This is a genomic window from Micromonospora sp. URMC 106, assembly GCF_051386395.1.
GTDB lineage: Bacteria > Actinomycetota > Actinomycetes > Mycobacteriales > Micromonosporaceae > Micromonospora.
This window is the reverse complement of the sequence record NZ_JBPQTP010000124.1, coordinates 1-19,141: the sequence shown is the minus strand read 5'-3', so window position 1 is coordinate 19,141 and position 19,141 is coordinate 1. Positions and strand designations below refer to the sequence as shown.

17 protein-coding genes and 1 pseudogene are annotated in these 19,141 nt (G+C 74.4%); 6 read left to right on the top strand and 12 right to left on the bottom strand.

The annotated features are described in order from the left end of the window. Positions 1-46: 46 nt before the first annotated feature. The 4 genes from dxs to ACSNOB_RS27585 all read right to left on the bottom strand — a co-directional run bounded on the left by dxs (position 47) and on the right by ACSNOB_RS27585 (position 6,706). Positions 47-1,999 carry a 1-deoxy-D-xylulose-5-phosphate synthase gene (dxs, locus tag ACSNOB_RS27600; RefSeq protein ID WP_393104652.1) on the bottom strand — a complete coding sequence of 651 codons (1,953 nt, stop codon included), beginning with the start codon at positions 1,997-1,999 and terminating at the stop codon, positions 47-49. 202 nt (positions 2,000-2,201) lie between these two features. Then, complete coding sequence (locus ACSNOB_RS27595; protein WP_436689767.1) at positions 2,202-3,371, bottom strand: anhydro-N-acetylmuramic acid kinase; 1,170 nt, start codon at positions 3,369-3,371, stop codon at positions 2,202-2,204. A gap of 21 nt (positions 3,372-3,392) precedes the next feature. After that, entirely contained in the window at positions 3,393-4,634 is a 1,242-nt protein-coding gene (locus ACSNOB_RS27590; protein WP_436689765.1) for a class I SAM-dependent RNA methyltransferase, read from the bottom strand. Next, positions 4,631-6,706: an APC family permease gene (locus ACSNOB_RS27585; protein ID WP_436689763.1), complete on the bottom strand. Its 2,076-nt coding sequence runs from the start codon at positions 6,704-6,706 to the stop codon at positions 4,631-4,633. The genes ACSNOB_RS27590 and ACSNOB_RS27585 overlap by 4 nt, the downstream gene beginning before the upstream one ends. A gap of 163 nt (positions 6,707-6,869) precedes the next feature. On the opposite strand from ACSNOB_RS27585, the gene ACSNOB_RS27580 reads away from it, so the two are divergent. Then, on the top strand, positions 6,870-7,535 hold the full coding sequence (locus ACSNOB_RS27580) for a potassium channel family protein (protein WP_436689761.1): 666 nt from the start codon (positions 6,870-6,872) through the stop codon (positions 7,533-7,535). A gap of 3 nt (positions 7,536-7,538) precedes the next feature. Next, positions 7,539-8,228 carry a potassium channel family protein gene (locus ACSNOB_RS27575; protein ID WP_350681297.1) on the top strand — a complete coding sequence of 230 codons (690 nt, stop codon included), beginning with the start codon at positions 7,539-7,541 and terminating at the stop codon, positions 8,226-8,228. Positions 8,229-8,237: 9 nt separating this feature from the next. On the opposite strand, the gene ACSNOB_RS27570 is transcribed toward ACSNOB_RS27575, so the two are convergent. The 4 genes from ACSNOB_RS27570 to dut all read right to left on the bottom strand — a co-directional run bounded on the left by ACSNOB_RS27570 (position 8,238) and on the right by dut (position 10,724). Next, positions 8,238-8,912, bottom strand: coding sequence for a DUF3159 domain-containing protein (locus ACSNOB_RS27570; protein WP_393104662.1), 675 nt, complete (start codon positions 8,910-8,912; stop codon positions 8,238-8,240). A 31-nt stretch (positions 8,913-8,943) separates the two neighbouring features. Next, complete coding sequence (locus tag ACSNOB_RS27565) at positions 8,944-9,324, bottom strand: OB-fold nucleic acid binding domain-containing protein (protein ID WP_393104664.1); 381 nt, start codon at positions 9,322-9,324, stop codon at positions 8,944-8,946. Positions 9,325-9,451: 127 nt separating this feature from the next. Continuing rightward, entirely contained in the window at positions 9,452-10,129 is a 678-nt protein-coding gene (locus ACSNOB_RS27560; RefSeq protein WP_393104666.1) for a DUF3710 domain-containing protein, read from the bottom strand. A 25-nt stretch (positions 10,130-10,154) separates the two neighbouring features. After that, positions 10,155-10,724, bottom strand: a complete 570-nt coding sequence (gene dut, locus ACSNOB_RS27555) for a dUTP diphosphatase (RefSeq protein WP_436689758.1) — start codon at positions 10,722-10,724, stop codon at positions 10,155-10,157. Between the two features lie 90 nt (positions 10,725-10,814). Here dut and ACSNOB_RS27550 point away from each other — a divergent pair, with 90 nt between their 5' ends. Further along, positions 10,815-11,315: a DUF3093 domain-containing protein gene (locus tag ACSNOB_RS27550; RefSeq protein WP_436689770.1), complete on the top strand. Its 501-nt coding sequence runs from the start codon at positions 10,815-10,817 to the stop codon at positions 11,313-11,315. A 34-nt stretch (positions 11,316-11,349) separates the two neighbouring features. Here the strand turns inward: ACSNOB_RS27550 and ACSNOB_RS27545 are convergent, their stop codons facing one another. Both ACSNOB_RS27545 and ACSNOB_RS27540 read right to left on the bottom strand, forming a co-directional pair. Continuing rightward, entirely contained in the window at positions 11,350-12,219 is an 870-nt protein-coding gene (locus ACSNOB_RS27545) for a hypothetical protein (RefSeq protein WP_436689756.1), read from the bottom strand. A 135-nt stretch (positions 12,220-12,354) separates the two neighbouring features. Next, positions 12,355-12,651, bottom strand: coding sequence for a DUF4193 domain-containing protein (locus ACSNOB_RS27540; protein WP_007075406.1), 297 nt, complete (start codon positions 12,649-12,651; stop codon positions 12,355-12,357). Between the two features lie 435 nt (positions 12,652-13,086). On the opposite strand from ACSNOB_RS27540, the gene ACSNOB_RS27535 reads away from it, so the two are divergent. Continuing rightward, a complete protein-coding gene (locus ACSNOB_RS27535) occupies positions 13,087-13,602 on the top strand; it encodes a LytR C-terminal domain-containing protein (protein ID WP_393105286.1) in 516 nt (171 codons plus the stop codon). Positions 13,603-13,645: 43 nt separating this feature from the next. Here ACSNOB_RS27535 and ACSNOB_RS27530 read toward each other — a convergent pair whose 3' ends face one another. Next, complete coding sequence (locus ACSNOB_RS27530) at positions 13,646-14,461, bottom strand: inositol monophosphatase family protein (protein WP_436689754.1); 816 nt, start codon at positions 14,459-14,461, stop codon at positions 13,646-13,648. Positions 14,462-14,750: 289 nt separating this feature from the next. Between ACSNOB_RS27530 and ACSNOB_RS27525 the strand changes: the two genes are divergently transcribed. Beyond that, complete coding sequence (locus ACSNOB_RS27525; protein ID WP_436689752.1) at positions 14,751-16,361, top strand: RNA polymerase sigma factor; 1,611 nt, start codon at positions 14,751-14,753, stop codon at positions 16,359-16,361. A gap of 244 nt (positions 16,362-16,605) precedes the next feature. Further along, positions 16,606-16,839 carry a DUF7455 domain-containing protein gene (locus tag ACSNOB_RS27520; RefSeq protein WP_036374862.1) on the top strand — a complete coding sequence of 78 codons (234 nt, stop codon included), beginning with the start codon at positions 16,606-16,608 and terminating at the stop codon, positions 16,837-16,839. Positions 16,840-17,237: 398 nt separating this feature from the next. On the opposite strand, the pseudogene ACSNOB_RS27515 reads toward ACSNOB_RS27520, so the two are convergent. After that, positions 17,238-18,945: pseudogene (locus ACSNOB_RS27515) on the bottom strand (DEAD/DEAH box helicase). Between the last annotated feature and the right edge of the window lie 196 nt (positions 18,946-19,141).

Genomic DNA, 19,141 nt, shown 5'->3' with positions numbered 1-19,141 from the left:
ACCGACGGCGGGCGGCCCGGTGGGGCGCCCGCCGTCGGTCGGTGCGTCAGTTCTGGGCGGTCGCGTCGTCGGCGGTGATCACCGGCTCGACCGGCTCGGCGTCCAGCCGGGAGATCCAGCCGGTGACGTCGCGGGCCACGTCCTGCGCGGTGAGGCCGAGGTCGGCGAGGATCTGCGCGCGGGTGCCGTGCGGGTGCCAGTCCGCCGGCACGCCGAGGTCGCGCAGCGGCACCCGCACGTCGGCGTCCCGCATCGCCTGGGCGAGGGCGTCGCCGACGCCGCCGACCCGTACGCCGTCCTCGACGGTGACCACGAGGCGGTGCCGGGCGGCCAGCTCGACCAGCTCGGCCGGGACGGGACGGACCCAGCGCGGGTCGACCACGGTGACGCCGTAGCCCTGCTCGGCGACCCGGGCGGCCACCTCCATGCCCAGGTGCCCGAAGGAGCCGACCGCGACCAGCAGCACGTCCGTACGCGCCGACTCGGCCAGCACGTCGACCGTGCCGATCCGGCGCACGGCCGGCAGGTCGGCGGCGACGGTGCCGGTCGGGAACCGGACGATGGTCGGGCCGTCGTCGACGGCCACCGCCTCGCGCAGCTCCTCGCGCAGGGTGGCGGCGTCGCGGGGCGCGGCGATCCGCAGGCCCGGCACGACCCCGAAGACGGACATGTCCCACATGCCGTAGTGGCTGGGCCCGTCGGGGCCGGTGATCCCGGCCCGGTCCAGCACGAAGGTCACCGGCAGCCGGTGCATCGCCACGTCCAGCAGGACCTGGTCGAAGGCGCGGTTGAGGAAGGTCGCGTAGACCGCCACCACGGGGTGCAGCCCGCCGAGCGCCAGGCCGGCGGCCGAGGTGGCCGCGTGCTGCTCGGCGATGCCCACGTCGTACACCCGGTTCGGGTGCTTGCGGGCGAGCTTGGCGATGCCGGTCGGCTCGGCCATCGCCGCCGTGATGCCCACCACGTCGGGCCGCTCGTCGGCGATGGCGACCAGCTCGTCGGCGAAGACGTGGGTCCACTTCACCGAGGGGGCGGCGACCAACTTGCCGGTCTCGATGTCGAAGGCGCTGCCGGGGCCGTGCAGGCAGTCGGCCTCGTCCTCCTCGGCCGGGCGGTAGCCGTAGCCCTTGCGGGTGACGGCGTGCACGATCACCGGGCCGCCGAAGTTCTTCGCGGCGCGCAGCGCCGACTCGACCGCGGTCACGTCGTGCCCGTCGACCGGGCCGACGTACTTGATGCCGAGGTCCTCGAACATCGCCTGCGGGGCGACCGCGTCCTTGATGCCCTTCTTGACCGCGTGCAGCACCTCGTACATCGGCCTGCCGACCAGCGGGGTGGAACCGAGGGCGTCCTTGACGGTGTCGAGCACCTTCTCGTAGCTCGGGTTGAGCCGCAGCGAGGAGAGGTGGTCGGCGAGGCCGCCGATGGTCGGCGCGTACGACCGGCCGTTGTCGTTGACCACGATGACGAGGGGGTTGCCGGCGGTCGCGATGTTGTTGAGCGCCTCCCAGCACATGCCGCCGGTGAGCGCGCCGTCGCCGACCACCGCGACGACGCTGCGCTGCTCGCCCCGCAGCGCGTACGCCTTGGCCAGGCCGTCGGCGTAGGACAGGGCGGTGGAGGCGTGCGAGTTCTCGATGAGGTCGTGCTCACTCTCGGCCTGGCTGGGGTAGCCGGAGAGCCCGCCCCGCTGGCGCAGCTTGTCGAAGCCGGCCTGCCGCCCGGTGACGATCTTGTGCACGTACGCCTGGTGGCCGGTGTCGAACAGGAGCCGGTCGCGCGGCGAGTCGAAGACGCGGTGCATGGCCAGCGTCAGCTCGACCACGCCCAGGTTGGGGCCGACGTGTCCGCCGGTGCGGGAGACCTTGGCGATCAGGAAGTCCCGGATCTCCGCGGCGAGGATGTCCAGTTCCTCGGCGGACATCCGCTTGACGTCCTGCGGACCTCGGACGGTGGCCAGCAGCCCGGTGTGGTGGACCGTGTCCTCTTCAACACTCATGACGGAAGAGTCTATCGGCCGTCGCACAGTCCGCAGTCTGGCCGGGACGATCGCCGCCCGCCCGGGGCGCTGAGCACCCGGTCAGGCCGGGTCGACGCCCCGCCAGGCCCGGTCCGCCCCCGTCAGGCCCGGGTCGGCGCAGCCAGGCCCGCGCCCGCCCGGTCAGGCCCGCGCCCGCTCCGGCTCGGCCGGGGCCGGCGCGTCAGGCGCGGATGCGCAGCCGGCGGGGCGCGGCGGCGGCCGGGGCGCCCCGGAACGCCGGCCCGGACGGGGTCCAGGAGCCCAGCACGGCGGCCCGGGTGGCGCCGGTCACCGAGGGCAGCGCGCCGGGCAGCCCGTGCCAGGAGAGCCAGCCGAGCAGCGCGAACGCGTACGCCTCCTTGGCCTGCGCCGGTACGCCCAGCTCGTCGGTGGTGCGCAGCCGCCACCGCCCGGCCCCGAGCGCGGCCAGCCGGGCGGTCAGGGTGCGGTTGCGCACCCCGCCGCCGGCCGCGACGACCTCCGCCACGCCGTGCCGGTCGCACTCGGCGGCCACCACCCGGGCGGTCAGCTCGGTCAGGGTGGCCAGCACGTCGTCGGCCGGCACCGGCTCGCCGAGGGCGGCCAGCCGCGCCTCCAGGTAGCCGGCGTGGAACAGCTCCTTGCCGGTCGACTTGGGCGGCGGCGCCGCGTAGTACGGCTCGGCGAGCAGCGCGTCCAGCAGGCCGGGGTGCACCCGGCCGGCCGCCGCCCGGGCGCCGTCGAGGTCGCAGGGCCGGCCCAGGAGGCGCCGGGCGGCCGCGTCGAGCAGCGCGTTGGCGGGCCCGACGTCGTACCCGAGGACCGGCGCGCCCGGCGCGAGGACCGTGAGGTTGGCGATGCCGCCCAGGTTGAGCGCGGCGCGCGGGGCCGCGCCGTCGGCCGGGTCGAGCAGCAGCGCGTCGAACGCCGGGACCAGGGGCGCGCCCTGCCCGCCGGCGGCGACGTCCGCCGAACGCAGGTCGCTCAGCACGGGTACGCCGACCCGGGCGGCCACCCGCGCGACCGCGCCGAGTTGCAGGGTGCCGTGCGCCCGGCCGTCGGACACCCAGTGGAAGACCGTCTGCCCGGGCGAGACCACCGCGTCGACAGTGCCGCCGGCCAGCTCGACGCCGACCGCCGCGGCCTCGGCGAAGACCTCGCCGAGCCGGTTGTCCAGCCGGCAGACCGCCTCGATCGTGGTGGACCCCGGCGGCAGCACCTCGCCGATCGCGGCGCGCAGCGCGTCGTCGTAGTCGAGGCTCCGGTGCCCCAGCGGGCGCAGCCAGAGCGTGTCGCCCTCGGCGGTGAACTCGGCGGCGGCCACGTCCACCCCGTCGTACGAGGTCCCCGACATCAGCCCGACGATCTTCATCCCGCCAGGCTAGCGGGCGGCTCAGGCGGGCGGCAGGAGCAGCCCGACCAGTTCGACGTGCTGGGTCATCGGGAACAGGTCGAAGCCGCGCAGCGCGGCCAGCCGCCAGCCCGACCCGGCGAAGGTGCGCACGTCCCGGGCGAAGGCGGCCGGGTCGCAGGCCACGTACGCGACCGCGCGCGGGCCGGCCGCGACCACGTCCCGCACCACCCGGGCCCCCGCGCCGGAGCGCGGCGGGTCCAGCACCACCACGTCGACCGGGCCGGTGATCCGGCGGCGGGCCAGCGCCGCCTCCACCCGGGCCGGCACCACCTCGACGCGAGGCAGGTCGCGCAGGTTCTCCCGGGCCGCCGCGACGCCCTGCTCGGCCGACTCCACCAGGGTGACCCGGCCGGCGTCACCGACGCGGCCGGCCAGCGCCGCGGCGAAGAGCCCCGCCCCGCCGTAGAGGTCCCAGGCGGTCTCCCCCGGCCCGGGGGCGAGCAGGTCCAGCACCGCGTCGACCAGGGTGTCGGCGGCGGCCGGGTGGACCTGCCAGAACGACGACGCGGGCAGGACCCACTCCCGGCCGGCGGCCACCTCGCGGACCCGCTCCGGGCCGCTCACCGGGCGCGGCACCCCGTCGGCGACGGCGGTGACCGCCACGTCCCCGCCCGTGGAGGCGACCGTCTCCACCGCGTCCGCGTCCGGCCAGCGGGCCCCGCTCGGGGCCAGCACGGGCAGTTCCCGGATCGCCGGGTGGGCGATCAGGCAGCGGTCGATCGGCACCACCTCGTGCGAACGGTGCTTGAGCAGGCCGGCCCGGCCCGCGCCGTCGACCGCGTAGCGGACGCGGGAGCGCCAGCCGAGCGGCCCGCCGGGCAGCGCGTCCACCCGGACGCCCAGGGCGTCCACCTCCGCGTCGGTGAGCCCGCCCAGGCGGGTGAGCTGCTCCCGGACGACCGCGGCCTTCCAGTCGAGCTGGGCGGCCGGGGCGACGTGCTGCAGGTCGCAGCCGCCGCAACGACCCGGTTTCGCGTACGGGCAGGGCTGCTCGACCCGGTCCGGGGCGGCCTGGAGCACGGTCACCGCGTCGGCCCGGACGAACCCCTTGTGCACCTCGGTGACCTCGGCGACCACCCGCTCGCCGGGCAGCGCGTGCCGGACGAAGACCACCTGGCCGTCCACCCGCGCGACGCAGTGCCCGCCCGGGGCGACCGCCCCGACGGTCAGCTCGACCCGCTCGGCCTCCTCCAGCCCCCGGCCGTGGCGTTCCCCGGTCACCGCTCACCCCCACCGCTCGGGCCGCCCTCGCCGGGCGGCGCGGACACGACCGGCGGGACGCTCGGCGGCAGGGTGCCGCGCGGCGCGACCCGGGGCCCCCGCGCCGGTCCCCGGCTCAGCGTGGCGTCCAGCCGGTCCAGGTCCTTGGACGCCGTCGAGGCGAGCTGCCACGGCACGCTGGTCACCATCACCCCCGGCTCGAACAGCAGCCGGCCCTTGAGGCGCAGCGCGCTCTGGTTGTGCAGCAGGTTCTCCCACCAGCGCCCGACCACGTACTCGGGGATGAAGACCGTGACCACGTCGCGGGGCGACTCGCGGCGGACGCCGGCCACGAAGTCCAGGATCGGGCGGGTGATCTCCCGGTACGGCGAGTCGACCACCGTCAGCGGGACCGGCAGGTCCCGCCGCTCCCACTCCGCCTGCAGTTCCCGGGTGTCCTTGTCGTCGACGTTGACGGTCACCGCGGTCAGCGTGTCGGGCCGGGTGGCGCGGGCGTACGCGATGGCCCGCAGCGTCGGCTTGTGCAGCTTGCTGACCAGCACGACGGCGTGGTTGCGGGCGGGCAGCACGGCGCGGCCCTCGTCCGGCGGGGTCAGCTCCGCCGCGACCCGGTCGTAGTGCCGGCGGATGGCCAGCATCAGCACGTAGATCATCGCCATCGCGGCGATGGCGATCCACGCGCCGAGGAGGAACTTGGTGACCAGCACGACGACCAGCACGGCGCCGGTCATCGCCATGCCGAACGTGTTGATCGCCCGGGACCGCAGCATGCGCCGGCGCGCCTGCGGGTCCCGGGCGGTCTTCAGGTGCCGGTTCCAGTGCCGGATCATGCCGGCCTGGGAGAGCGTGAACGACACGAACACGCCGACGATGTAGAGCTGGATGAGCCGGGTCACCTCGGCCTGGAAGCCCACGATCAGCACGATCGCGGCGACGGCGAGGAAGACGATGCCGTTGGAGAAGGCCAGCCGGTCGCCCCGGGTGTGCAGCTGCCGGGGCAGGTAGCGGTCCTGGGCGAGGATCGAGCCGAGCACCGGGAACCCGTTGAACGCGGTGTTCGCGGCCAGGAAGAGGATCAGCGCGGTGACCCCGGCGACGACGTAGAGCAGCACGGACCCGGAGCCGAAGACCGTCTCGCCGAGCTGGGTGGTGACGGTCTTCTGCACGTACCCCTCGGGGCCGGAGATGATCTGCAGGTCCGGGTCCTCGACGAACTGCAGGCCGGTGAGCCGGGACAGCCAGATGATCCCGACCAGCATGGCCACCGAGATGCTGCCGAGCAGCAGCAGGGTGGTCGCCGCGTTGCGGCTCTTCGGCGCCTTGAACGCCGGCACCCCGTTCGAGATCGCCTCCACGCCGGTCAGCGCGGCGCACCCCGAGGAGAACGTGCGCAGCAGCAGGAAGACCAGGGCGAAACCGGTCACGCTGTGCTCGGCCTGGATGACGAGGTCGGCGCTGGGGGCGCGCAGGTCGTCGCCGAGCACGAAGACCCGGACCAGCCCGGTGAGCAGCATGCCGACCATCACGATGATGAAGCCGTAGGTGGGGATCGCGAAGGCCGTCCCGGACTCCCGCAGGCCGCGCAGGTTCATCGCGGTGAGCAGCACCACCGCGCAGACCGCGATCAGCACCTTGTGGGTGGCCACGAACGGCACCACCGAGCCGAGGTTGGCCACTCCGGAGGAGACCGAGACCGCGACCGTCAGCACGTAGTCGACCAGCAGCGCGCTGGCCACCCCCACGCCGGCGCGGGGACCGAGGTTGACCGTGGCCACCTCGTAGTCGCCGCCGCCGGAGGGGTAGGCGTGCACGTTCTGCCGGTAGCTGGCGACGACGGTGAGCATCACCACCACGACCGCCAGCGCGATCCACGGCGAGAAGAGGTACGCCGAGGCGCCCGCGATGGAGAGGGTCAGCAGGATCTCGTCCGGCGCGTACGCGACGCTGGAGAGCGCGTCGGAGGCGAAGACGGGCAGCGCGATGCGCTTGGGCAGCAGGGTGTGCTGGAGCCGGTCGGACCGGAACGGTCGACCGAGGAGCAGCCGCTTCAGCAGCGAGGTGGGTCGGGCCACAACCGCCAAGAGTACGACCACCCGGGCCGGCGTCGCGGGGTGGCCGATCACCGGACGCTGGACCGGCGGAGTACCGTCGGTCCGCGCCCCCGCCGGGAACGTGGCAGGCTCGCAGACGACACGCTCACCGGTCGGGCGGTCGCGCACCTTGAGGAGGGACGCGGTGCATGTCGTGATCATGGGTTGTGGCCGGGTCGGTTCGACCCTCGCCCACAGCCTGGAGTCCCGGGGGCACTCGGTCGCGGTCATCGACCACGACTCCGACGCCTTCCGCCGGCTCGGCCCCGAGTTCGCCGGCATCACCGTCACGGGCGCCGGCTTCGACGGCGAGGTGCTCCGGCAGGCCGGCATCGAGCGGGCGGACGCCTTCGCGGCGGTCTCCAGCGGCGACAACTCCAACATCATCTCGGCCCGGCTGGCCCGCGAGACGTTCGGCGTGTCGCGCGTGGCGGCCCGCATCTACGACCAGCGCCGGGCCCAGGTCTACGAGCGGCTCGGCATCCCCACCGTGGCCACCGTCCGGTGGACCGCCGACCGGATGCTGCGGCACCTGGTGCCGGAGGGGAACGTGGAGATCTTCCGCGACCCGACGAGCACGGTGTCGATCGTCGAGGTGCCCGTGCACAAGGACTGGATCGGCCGGTCGGTGCGCGCCCTGGAGGGGGCGACGGGGGCCCGGGTGGCATACCTGATCCGCTTCGGCATCGGCACGCTGCCGGCCCCGTCCACCGTCGTGCAGGAGGGCGACCAGCTCTTCATGCTGGTCACCGACGACATCGCGGGGACGGTCACGTCGGTGGCGGCGGCGCCGCCGGAAGGAGGGCTCTGAGCCATGCGCATCGCCATCGCCGGCGCCGGCAACGTGGGCCGATCGATCGCCCAGGAGCTGATCGACAACGGCCACCAGGTGATGCTCATCGAGCGTCAGCCCAAGATGCTCCGGCCCGACCGGGTGCCCGCCGCGGAGTGGGTACTGGCCGACGCGTGCGAGCTGACCAGCCTGGAGGAGGCCAACGTCGCCGGCTGCGACGTGGTGGTCGCGGCCACCGGGGACGACAAGGTCAACCTCGTGGTCTCGCTGCTGGCCAAGACCGAGTTCGCGGTGCCCCGGGTGGTGGCCCGGGTCAACCGGGCGGAGAACGAGTGGCTCTTCACCGAGCAGTGGGGCGTCGACGTCGCGGTGAGCAAGCCGCGGGTGATGGCCGCCCTGGTCGAGGAGGCGGTCACCGTCGGCGACCTGGTCCGGCTGATGACCTTCCGGCAGGGGGAGGCGAACCTCGTCGAGATCACCCTGCCGCCGACCGCGCCGTACGTCGGGCAGCCGCTGCACGCGGTGCCGCTGCCGCGCGACTCCGCGCTGGTGGCGATCCTGCGCGGCAAGCGGGTGCTGGTGCCCAGCCCGGACGACCCGCTGGAGGCCGGCGACGAGCTGATCTTCGTCTGCACCGCCGAGGTGGAGGACGCGGTCCGCGCGGTGGTGCTCGGGCCGGACAGCGTGGAGCGGACCCGCGAGCAGCGTTGACGGCGGCGGTCAGCCGCCGCCGGGCAGCGCCTCCCGGGTGACCCGCCGGACCGTCCAGACCGTGATCAGCAGCAGCAGCACGTACGGCGGGTAGCCCAGCACCAGCCTCGCCACGCCGAGCGCCGTGTCCTGGTGGGCGAGGTAGAGCGCCGCCTGGACGCCCACCTTGGCCAGCCAGACCACGCCCCAGAGCACGGTCAGCCCGGTGAAGGTGCGCACCAGGCGCGGGTCGTCGCGCCACTCGGCGCGCCCCTTGGCCACCAGCACCGACCAGATCCACCCCACCAGGGGCTGCCGGACCGCCGCCGAGACCAGCAGGGCCACGCCGTAGCCGATGCCGTAGAGGATGCCGGGGAGGTAGAAGTCGCGCTCGTCGCCGGTGCGCCAGGCGATCGCGGCGCCGACGGCGATGCCGAAGAGCCCGTTGACCGCGTGCCGTACGGGCCGCCGCTGGGCCAGCCGGAGCCCGGCGATCACCAGCGCCACCGCCACCGAGGCGATCACGGCGGGGCGCAACTCGCCGACGATGTTGGCCACCACGAAGACGACCACCGGGATGCTGGACTCGACCAGGCCCCGCCAGCCGCCGAGCTGGTCGGCCATCTGCTCGGCGAGGGTGGGCAGCCGCTCCTCGTCCTCCGGAGCGCTCTCCGGCTGGGCCGCCCGGTGCTGTCCCGTCGTCATCGCACGCCTTCCGTCCGCCGCGACCACCGGGTCACTTCGGCGGTTCCAGCTCGTAGTACGGGTTGTAGATCACCTTGCGGTCGTCGCGCACGGCCACCCGCCCGCGGGCGGTCAGGTGCCGGCCGGGTTCGATGCCGGCGATGTGCCGCCGCCCCAGCCACACCAGGGTGACCACGTCGCTGCCGTCGTAGAGGTCCGCCTCCAGCGTGGGCAGGTTGGTGCGCGGGGTGTAGACCACCGTGCGGAGCCGCCCGGAGACCGAGACCACCTGACCCCGCAGACACTGCCGGGCCGGCACACCGCCGTGCTCGGCGCTCTCCCGACGCAGCTCCTGCGCCTCGATCTCCGCCTCGCTCGCGGTGAGCCGGCGCAGCATCCGGCGCAGCGAGCCCCGGTCCTCGTCGGTCGACATGACCTCGGCGTCACCCTCTCCACGCTGGCCGGCGCGGTGCCGGCACGGGCCCGGCACCCGGCGACGCCGGGACCGTCCCGCCAGCGTACGCCGAGGGGACGGCTCCCGACTCCATCGGTGACTCCCGTCAGGCCTCGCGGGGCCCGGGAGCGGGGTTGCCGCCGGCCGCCGACGCCTCGCCGGCGGCCTGGTCGGCCACCTCGCGGGGCAGCCGCAGCGGCAGCGGCTCGCGCACCGGCTTCGCCTCCTGGCCCCGGTCGACCACCAGGCCGTCGAGGCACTCCGCGAGCGGGCCGGCGGCGGCCGGGTTGGTGGCCGCCTCGCCCTGGTAGACGCCGCGGACCATCCAGCGCGGCCCGTCGATGCCGACGAACCGCAGGTCGGTGATGCCGTCCGGGGTACGCACCCGGGCGTGCAGCTCGGTGCCGTACTCGCCCTCGACCTCCTGGGCCGCTGCGCCGTCGTTGAACAGCGACTGGCGGATCTCCGCGCGCACCTCGTCCCAGATGCCCTCGGAGCGAGGCGCGGCGAAGACGCCGAGCTGGAGCGCGTTCTGGCCGTGCACCAGCACGACCTGCTGGATCACGCCCTCCGGGTCGGCCTGCACCCGCACCTCGACCTCGCGCACCGCGGGGATCTGCAGGCTGCCCAGGTCGAGCCGCTGCACCCCGGCGGGCGCCTCCGAGACGTCGTACGGGCCGCGCGCCGGGGCCGCCGGGGCCGACTCGGGGGAGTCGAGGACCTCGGTCGTCCGCTCGTCGCGGGCGTTCCGTCGGGCATCGTCCCGCTTACGGGAGAAGATCACTGCGCCAACCCTCCGCTGTTCGCACTCACCCTGCCACCTCTTCCGTCCGTCCGCCTGCCCGGTCCCGCTCGTCCCGCCGCCCGGCGGACGCGTCCGGCGCCCGCCGTCCATCCGGCGCCGGCAGGTCCGCCGGGGCCGGCACCAGGCCGGCGTGTCCGCCGGTGGAGCCGTGCCCGCCGGTGCCGCGCCGGGACGCGGGCAGCTCGGCCACCGGCTGGAAATCCGCCCGCGCCACCCGCTGGACAACGAGCTGGGCGATCCGATCGCCACGGGAGATCTTCGCCGGCACCTCCCGATCATGATTGATCAGGTTGACCAGGATCTCACCCCGGTAGCCGGCGTCGACCGTACCGGGCGCGTTGAGCACCGTCACGCCGAGTCGGGCAGCGAGCCCCGAACGGGGGTGGACCAGGCCCACGTACCCCTCGGGCAACGCGATGGCCACGCCGGTCGGGACCAGGGCCCGACCGCCGGGGGGCAGCTCGACGTCCGCGGCCGCCACCAGGTCGGCCCCGGCGTCACCGGGATGGGCGTACGCCGGCAGCGGCAGCTCGGGGTCGAGCTGCCGTACGGGCACGGGTACGACGTCGGTCACGGTTCCCCTCTTCCGTCCGGTTCGTGGGGTGACCCTGACATCCTGCCGGTTCCGCCGGCCGCCGTGCGCCGTACCCTGGCAGGAGTGAGCCTGTCGCCATCCTCGCCGTCCCCGGCGTCGCCCGCCGCGGCGCCCCCGGAGCACACCGAGCGGCTCAGCCTGCCCTGGTGGCTGTGGCTGGGCGGGCTGGCCGCGGCCGCGCTGCTGGCCGTGGAGCTGTGGATGGGCGCCCCCGGCGTGCGGGCCTGGCTGCCGTTCGCGGTGCTGCTGCCGGCGGCCGCCGCCGGCCTGGCCTGGCTGGGCCGCATCCGGATCGCGGTACGCGACGGCGAGCTGCGGGTGGACGACGCCCGGCTGCCGGTCCGCTTCGTCGCCGACGTCGTCCCGCTGGACGCCGCCGGCCGGCGTGAGGTGCTCGGGGTCGGTGCCGACCCGCTGGCGTTCGTGGTGCAGCGGCCGTGGATCCCGGGCGCCGTCCAGGTGGTCCTCGACGACCCGGCCGACCCCACCCCGTTCTGGGTGGTCAGCACCCGCCACCCCGTCGAGCTGGCCGAGGCGGTCCTGGCCGCCCGCGACGCCGCCCGCTCCTGAGCCATCCGCACCTGTCCCACGGCCCCGGGCGGGGTCAGGCGGTGCCACCGGGCAGGGCCGGCGGGCCGCCGGGCAGGGCGGGCGCCTTGCGGCGCAGGTCGCTGCGGAGCTGGTCGGCCATCGTCCGGGTGGCCCGGCGGTTGAGGTAGCTCGCCACCGCCGCCCCGGTGAGGAAGGGGCCGAGCGTGGTCAGGTTGCGACCGAAGCGCTTGAGCAGCATGTCCCGCAGCTCCTTGCGGGCGGCGGTGCCGAGCACGGCGCCCACCCCGACGCCGGGCAGCATCGGGTTGATCCCGCGCTGTCCGGCCCAGGACTGCACCAGCGCGACCGCCCGCTGGGTGCCGCCGGTCGGCAGCGGTACCCCGTACACCTCGTGCAGCTCGCCGATCAGCTTGAGTTCGACGGCCACCACGGCGACCGTCTCGGCGGCCAGCAGGATCGGCGCGGAGAGCAGGGTCGGGGTGACCGCCCACTCGACCGCGGCGACTCCCCCGCCCGCGGCGCCGATGCCCGCCGTCGTCCGCGCGGCGTTGCGTACCAGCCGCGCGGCCAGCGCCTCGCCGTCCAGGCCGTCGAAGTGGCGGCGCAGGGTGGCCAGGTCGCGCACGGGCACGTGCGGGGCGACCTCGGCGACCGTGTCGACCATCCAGCGGACGGCGGCCTTCGGCCTGAACAGGTCCCGCAGCCCGCGCGCCCGCGCCTGCCCGACGAGCCGGCCGAGCAGTTGCCGCCGGCGGGGCGTGCCGATGTCGTCGGCCGTCAACGCCGCGACGGTGGCGCCCAGCTCGTCGTCCGCGCCCGGCCCGGGCACGGCGTCGGCCGGGCTCGGGGCACGGTCGCGGACGCCCTCGGCGCGGGTCCCGTCCGCGCCGCCCGTGCCGCGCGGCTCGCTCCGCTCGCTCATGGGTCGACCTCCCGTATGGACGGACGCCGACGCCGCGGCCGCCCGTCACGAGTCAAGCAGGTCCCCCGCCGTACCGCACGGCGACTCGGGCAGCGGCGGCCCCGCGAGGGAGCCGCCGCTGGTGAGGGCGTGGTGTCAGACGCACTCGCGGCAGATGAGCTCGCCGTTGCGCTCGACCGCCAACTGGCTGCGGTGGTGCACCAGGAAGCAGCGGGCACAGCGGAACTCGTCCTGCTGCATCGGCAGCACCTTGACCGTGAGCTCCTCGTCGGCCAGATCGGCACCGGGCAGCTCGAAGCTCTCGGCCACCTCGGCCTCGTCGACGTCCACGGCGCCGGACTGTGAGTCGACGCGCCGAGCCTTGAGCTCTTCCAGGCTGTCCTCGCCGAGGTCGACCTCGTCGCGACGCGGGGCGTCGTAGTCGGTGGCCATCGGTTTCACTCTCCCATATCGATGTTGTCGCTTCCGGTTGTAACGCCGGACGACGCTGTTTCGGTTCCGCTGGCCGGCCACCACTTGTGTCGGTCACCCGACCCGAAGACAGCACGGACGGGGACCCCCCGGAGGAACCCCCAGCGAGCGCGGAACCATACCCCCCCCTTTGGGCGAGGCATGTATACCGCCCTCGTGGCTGAGATGTACGCCCCCGCACGCGAAGTTGTTCCCAATGTGACTCAGGCGACACGAAGATAGGGGTAGTAGTACCCGGTTCCCGGATGGCGCGCCGGCATGTCGGACTGTTTCCACGCGACGGCCGGACAACCGTTAACCTCAGCGGCGTACTCGACGGCCGGCGGGGCGGCCCGACCGCCGGCGGCCGCCGCCACCCACCATTGTCCGGGGAGCGCCCTGATGAGCTTTGCGCGAGTGCGAGCACTCGTTGTCGTCGGTCTGCTGGCGGTGCTGGCCCTGGTCTTCGTCGTGGTCGCCCTGGTCCGCGACTCCCAGGGCGAGGCCGGCCTGGCCGGGGGCTGCCCGGAGGGCTGGCCGCTCGCCGACGTGACCCTGCGCGAGCCCAAGGACGTCAAGATCAACGTGCTGAACGGCACCGATCAGGTCGGCCTGGCCAAGACCATCGCGGACGACTTCCGCAACCGGAAGTTCCAGGTGAAGAAGACCGGCGACGAGAAGAAGCAGATCGACGACATCGCGGTGCTGCGCTACGGACCGAAGGGCGTCGGCTCGGCGCACCTGCTGCGGGCGTACTTCCTCAACAACGCCGAGTACGAGTACGACGCCAAGCGCACCGACGACGTGGTCGACGTGGTGCTCGGCAGCGGCTTCCAGCAGCTGGCCACCACGACCGAGGTCAACCAGTCCCTGGGCGACCTCGGCGCGCCGGTGGCGCCCGCCGGCTCCTGCCCGACGCGCGCGGACGACTGACGCCAGGCGCCGCGCCCGGGCCGGCCCGGGCGCGGACCGTCCGTCACGGGCCGCCGGCGGCGTCCAGGTCGGCGAGCCGGTCGTGCAGGGGCTTGAACAGGGCCGACGGGGCGGCGATCACCAGGTCCGGGCCGGCCGGCAACCCGCCCAGCCCGGCCACCAGGAGCCCGGCCTCGGTGGCCACCAGGGCCCCGGCGGCCTGGTCCCAGGCGGCCAGCCCCTTCTCGTAGTAGGCGTCCACCCGCCCCTCCGCCGCCAGGCAGAGGTCCAGCGCGGCGGCGCCCAGCCGGCGGATGTCGCGGACGTGCGGGATCAGCTCGGCGACCACCCGGGCCTGGTGCGCCCGGCGGGCCGGGTCGTAGCCGAACCCCGTGGCCACCAGCGCCTGGCCGAGGTCGGTCTCGGTGGAGCAGCGCAGCCGCTCGCCGGCGCGCCAGGCGCCCCCGCCGAGGGTGGCGGTCCACTCCTCGCCGGTGTTGATGTTGCGCACCACCCCGGCCACCACCTCGCCGTCGACCTCGGCGGCGAGCGAGACCGCGCAGTACGGGATCCCGTACAGGTAGTTGACGGTGCCGTCGATCGGGTCGACGATCCAGCGCACCCCGCCGGGGCCGACCGGGCCGGCCTCCCCCACGCCGTACTCCTCGCCGAGCACGGCGTCGCCCGGGCGCAGCCGGCGCAGCGCGTCGACCACCTGCCGCTCGACCGCCCGGTCCGCGGCGGTCACCACGTCGGTGACGGTGCTCTTGGTCGCGGCCACCGACACGCCCTCGACCCGCATCCGGTACGCGGTCGCCGCCGCGTCCCGGGCCACCTCGATCGCGATCTCCAGCAGCTCCGCAGGCGCCGAGCGGTCCATCGTTCGTCCCCTTCCCGCACGGCCGGGGTGTTCCGGGTCACGCGCGGGTACCATCCTTACAAAGTCCACATCTACGTCGAATCGGCGGTCCCCGCCGCCGGTCGGCCGTGCGGCGACGGATGATCGCCGCAGACGGCGTTACAATTCACCCCTGCCCACGCTGCGACGGACCGCCAACGACCGGCCGGCCCGGGACACGGGGGTCCCTCAACCACATCGCCCGGCACGGTGCCCCGCTCTGCGCCGGACGACCCGGCCGTGCTCGCTCTTCGCCTCCGGAAGGTCATTCGTGACAGAACCCCGCCAGACCGGCGCCGACGTTCGCTCGCTCACCGACACCCTGATCGCCCACGCGCAGAGCGCCGGCGGCCAGCTCACGTCGGCCCAGCTCGCGCGCACCGTCGAGTCCGCCGAGGTGACTCCGGCCCAGGCCAAGAAGATCCTGCGGGCGCTCTCCGAGGCGGGAGTGACCGTGGTGGTGGACGGCTCGGCGAGCACCCGCCGCCGGGTCGCCGCCGCCCGCTCGGCCACCCCGGCGTCCCGGGCCACCACCGCCAAGACGACCAAGAAGGCCGCCGCGCCCGCCCCGAAGCAGGCGCCCGCCGCCGACGAGGCCCCCGCGCCCGCCCCGCGCAAGGTCGCCGCCCGCAAGGCCGGCACCACCGCCGAGGTGGCCGCCAAGGCCGCGGTCCCCGCCAAGGCGACCAAGTCGACCCGGGCCACCAAGGCCACGGTCGCCGCGGCCGCCGGCGCCAAGCCGGCCAAGACCGCCGGCAAGGCCAAGGGCGAGGGCGCCGAGGGCGACATCGACCCGGAGGAGCTGGCCGCCGAGATCGAGGACGTGGTGGTCGAGGAGCCGGCGGAGCTGACCCAGGCCGCCGAGACCGACGCCGCCAACTCGGCCAGCGACAACGACTTCGAGTGGGACGACGAGGAGTCCGAGGCGCTCAAGCAGGCGCGCCGCGACGCCGAGCTGACCGCCTCGGCCGACTCGGTCCGGGCATACCTCAAGCAGATCGGCAAGGTCCCGCTGCTCAACGCCGAGCAGGAGGTGGAGCTCGCCAAGCGGATCGAGGCCGGCCTCTACGCCGCCGAGCGGCTGCGCGCGGCCGACGAGGGCGAGGAGAAGCTGACCCGCGACATGCAGCGGGACCTGCTCTGGATCTCCCGCGACGGCGAGCGGGCCAAGAACCACCTGCTGGAGGCCAACCTCCGGCTGGTCGTCTCCTTGGCCAAGCGCTACACCGGTCGCGGCATGGCCTTCCTCGACCTCATCCAGGAGGGCAACCTCGGCCTGATCCGCGCGGTCGAGAAGTTCGACTACACCAAGGGCTACAAGTTCTCCACCTACGCCACCTGGTGGATCCGGCAGGCGATCACCCGCGCGATGGCCGACCAGGCCCGCACCATCCGCATCCCGGTGCACATGGTCGAGGTGATCAACAAGCTCGGCCGGATCCAGCGCGAGCTGCTCCAGGACCTGGGCCGCGAGCCCACCCCGGAGGAGCTGGCCAAGGAGATGGACATCACACCGGAGAAGGTGCTGGAGATCCAGCAGTACGCCCGGGAGCCCATCTCACTGGACCAGACGATCGGCGACGAGGGCGACAGCCAGCTCGGCGACTTCATCGAGGACTCGGAGGCCGTGGTCGCCGTCGACGCGGTGTCGTTCTCGCTGCTGCAGGACCAGCTCCAGCAGGTGCTGCAGACGTTGTCCGAGCGTGAGGCGGGTGTGGTACGCCTGCGCTTCGGCCTGACCGACGGCCAGCCGCGCACGCTGGACGAGATCGGCCAGGTCTACGGGGTGACCCGGGAGCGCATCCGGCAGATCGAGTCCAAGACGATGTCCAAGCTGCGTCACCCGTCGCGTTCGCAGGTGCTCCGGGATTACCTGGACTGACCGCGATCGTCAACCGAACGTGTCGTTTTGACCACCTGGCGTGCAACGTCGGATGGTGATCGTTCGGATGCACGATTGTGATCGTTGACGTGGCACCCTTGATGCACTGCACACTGTCCCTGCCATGTGTGACCTCGGTCCCCCGCGGGCACACAGGGAAGGCAGCGCCGGGACAGGGTGTTGCACGATAGGTGAGCAACGACCGAAGAGATTGTTCATCGGTGACGACCAGAGGAGGAAGGCGATGACCCCGACCCTCACGCCGCCGCCCGAGACGGTGGCTCCCCCAGCCGCCGATGAACGGTGCGACCGCTGCAATGCTGCCGGCAAGCTCCGGATCACTCTGGCGGGTGGGAGCGAGCTGGTGTTCTGTGGGCACCACGCGAACAAGTACGCGGAGGATCTCGTGAAGATCACCGTGCGGTACGCGACGGACCCGGAGTTCAGCTGGCGTGGCGCCGATCTGATGGCGAACTGAATCCGCAAACCCACGACATAGCCGGCCGGAGGCCCCCCACGGGGCCTCCGGCCGGCTTTTTGCGCACCCCGCCCCGCGGCGCCTCACGCCCCCGCCGCCCGCGGCACCTCACGGCCCCTGGCCGCCGTGGAGGCGATCGGGCCGCGCCCGCGACGGTCGCGGCCGCCTCGGGCCCACGGCCGATCCTGACGGGCGTGGCGGGCTCGGGACGGCGCTTCCCGCGACCCGTGGCGCGGACCGCCGGCGAGCCGCAGCCGGCACGGGAGCGGATCGCGCGACCCGTGCCACGAACGCATCGACGGGGGCGGCGGGCACGGGCGGAGCGGACCGCGCGTCCGGCCCACGGCGGCACGGACCTCCGGAGAGCTCCGCCGGGCGTACGTCCGGGACGGCCGCCGTCAGAGGGTCTGGACGGTGGCGATGCGCTCCTCGAGCTGTTCGATGGTGGCCTGGGCGCTCGGCGGGCCGCCGCAGAGGCGGCGCAGCTCCGCGTGGATCTTGCCGTGCGGCTGCCCGGTGCGGTGGTGCCGGGCGGCCACCAGAGCGTTCAGCTGCCGACGCAGGGCGACCCGGCGCTGGGCGGCACTCATCGGTGCCGGCGGCGCCGCCGACGGCTCAGCGGCCGGCTCAGCGGGCCGCGAGCTGCTCCTGCTGCCGCTTGGTCAGCAGCATGGCGACCTGGTCGGCGGTGAGCAGCCCGGGCAGGCCCAGGTACTCCTCCTCCTCGGGCGTGCCGGCCTGCGCGGCGGTGCCGAACGAGGCCCCGTCGAAGATCACCTGGTCCAGCTCGGCGGTCGCGGAGAGCGCGGCGAACCGCTTCTCCAGCTCGCCGCTGGCCTGGTCGTCGCGCTGCGCGCGCTCCAGCAGGTCGTCGTCGAAACCCTCGCGGTCCTTCGGCTTGCCGAGCACGTGGTCCCGCTCGGCCTCCATCTCGCTGGCCAGCCCGAGCAGGTGCGGCACGCTGGGCAGGAAGACCGAGGCGGTCTCCCCCGGGCGGCGGGCGCGCACGAACCGGCCGATCGCCTGCGCGAAGTAGAGCGGGGTGCTGGCGCTGGTCGCGTACACGCCGACCGCCAGCCGCGGGATGTCGACGCCCTCGGACACCATCCGGACCGCCACCAGCCACCGCTGCTCGGACGCCGCGAACGTCGCGATCCGCGCCGAGGCGCCCACGTCGTCGGAGAGCACCACCGCCGCCCGCTCGCCGGTCACCTGCTCGATGAGCCTGGCGTACGAGCGGGCGGCCTGCTGGTCGCTGGCGATGACGAGCCCGCCGGCGTCGGGCATCCCCGCGTTGCGCAGCACGGTCAGCCGGGCGTCGGCGGCCCGCAGCACCTGCGGCATCCAGTCGCCCGCCGGGTCCAGGGCGGTACGCCACGCCTGCGCGACGAGATCCTGGGTCATCGGCTCGCCGAGCCGCGCCGCCAGTTCCTCCCCGGCGTTGGTGCGCCACCGGGTCTCCCCCGAGTACGCCAGGAAGAGCACCGGGCGGACGACGCCGTCGCGCAGCGCGTCGGAGTAGCCGTACACCGAGTCGGCGCGGGAGCGGAGCAGTCCGTCGCCGCCCCGCTCGTAGGTGACGAACGGGATCGGGTTGTCGTCGGAGCGGAACGGGGTGCCGGTGAGCATCAGCCGGCGCTCGGCGCCCTCGAAGGCGGCCTTCACCCCGTCGCCCCAGGAGCGGCTGTCGCCAGCGTGGTGGATCTCGTCGAGGATGACCAGGGTGCGCCGGGTCAGGGTGCGCCGCTTGTGCACCTGGGGCGCCATGCCCACCTGCGCGTACGTCACGACGGCGCCGTGGAAGTCGGCGGAGGAGTGCAGGTCGGCGTTGCGGAAGGCGGCGTCGAGCTGGATGCCGACCCGGGCCGCCGCCTGCGCCCACTGGGTCTTCAGGTGCTCGGTCGGGGCCACCACGGTGACCGCCTCGACGGTGCCGTCGGCGAGCAGCTCGGCGGCGATCCGCAGGGCGAAGGTGGTCTTGCCGGCGCCCGGGGTGGCGACCGCCGTGAAGTCGGGGTCGCGCCGGCGCAGGTACTCCACCAGTGCCTTGCGCTGCCACGCGCGCAGTGCCGGAAACGTCTCGATCGCCGGCAACCGGGCCGCCACGCGAAGCTCCTCTCCGACCGCCTGATGGGCGGACCCCGGCCGAGGGCCACGGGTACCGCCGCCCATGAAAACGCCTCCGCGCCGTTGTGCCGCGAAGGCCGACTCAGCATAACCAGCGCGGCCCGCCCGACCCAGCCGACACAACGCTCCTCACATCCCCACCTGACCCCGCCCCCACTCCGGCCCCACTGCCGAC

Bases quoted from the DNA above. Each gene is read 5' to 3' on its own strand.
- dxs (WP_393104652.1), bottom strand. From the start codon at position 1,999: ATGAGTGTTGAAGAGGACACGGTCCACCACACCGGGCTGCTGGCCACC.
- ACSNOB_RS27595 (WP_436689767.1), bottom strand. From the start codon at position 3,371: ATGAAGATCGTCGGGCTGATGTCGGGGACCTCGTACGACGGGGTGGAC.
- ACSNOB_RS27575 (WP_350681297.1), top strand. From the start codon at position 7,539: ATGCGCATCGCCATCGCCGGCGCCGGCAACGTGGGCCGATCGATCGCC.
- ACSNOB_RS27570 (WP_393104662.1), bottom strand. From the start codon at position 8,912: ATGACGACGGGACAGCACCGGGCGGCCCAGCCGGAGAGCGCTCCGGAG.
- ACSNOB_RS27565 (WP_393104664.1), bottom strand. From the start codon at position 9,324: ATGTCGACCGACGAGGACCGGGGCTCGCTGCGCCGGATGCTGCGCCGG.
- ACSNOB_RS27545 (WP_436689756.1), bottom strand. From the start codon at position 12,219: ATGAGCGAGCGGAGCGAGCCGCGCGGCACGGGCGGCGCGGACGGGACC.
- ACSNOB_RS27540 (WP_007075406.1), bottom strand. From the start codon at position 12,651: ATGGCCACCGACTACGACGCCCCGCGTCGCGACGAGGTCGACCTCGGC.
- ACSNOB_RS27530 (WP_436689754.1), bottom strand. From the start codon at position 14,461: ATGGACCGCTCGGCGCCTGCGGAGCTGCTGGAGATCGCGATCGAGGTG.
- ACSNOB_RS27520 (WP_036374862.1), top strand. From the start codon at position 16,606: ATGACCCCGACCCTCACGCCGCCGCCCGAGACGGTGGCTCCCCCAGCC.